The sequence below is a fragment of the Stenotrophomonas sp. A3_2 genome (assembly GCF_036624925.1).
Classification (GTDB): domain Bacteria; phylum Pseudomonadota; class Gammaproteobacteria; order Xanthomonadales; family Xanthomonadaceae; genus Stenotrophomonas; species Stenotrophomonas hibiscicola.
Map to the genome: position 1 here is coordinate 1 of NZ_JAZKVY010000021.1, position 311 is coordinate 311.

The 311-nt window shown below is 38.9% G+C and carries 1 protein-coding gene; it reads left to right on the top strand.

All coding sequences use genetic code 11. The features are described 5' to 3' along the window. A partial coding sequence (locus R5H29_RS00080) for a saccharopine dehydrogenase C-terminal domain-containing protein (protein ID WP_332328530.1) occupies positions 1 to 311 on the top strand: 311 nt, incomplete at both ends.

The following is a 311-nucleotide window of genomic DNA, read 5'->3' on the forward strand; positions in this document are numbered from 1 at the left end:
AAAAAGGCTTTTCAACAAATAATATACCTGTTGACAGTCCCATTTTAATCCAACAGTTAGAAGAATTGGGATGGTATGATAATCAGCGATTAAATAAAGGTATATGCAGCCATGCTACCGTACTTCAATACTTATTGGAAAAGAAATTGGCATTACAGCCTACCGATAAAGACATGATCCTGATGCTTCATGAGATCGACTATAGTATCAACAGTGAACCTTATTCGCTTACCAGCAGTTTATTGGTAAAAGGAGAAGATGGGATCAACACGGCCATGGCTAAAACAGTAGGACTTCCCTTGGGGATCGCA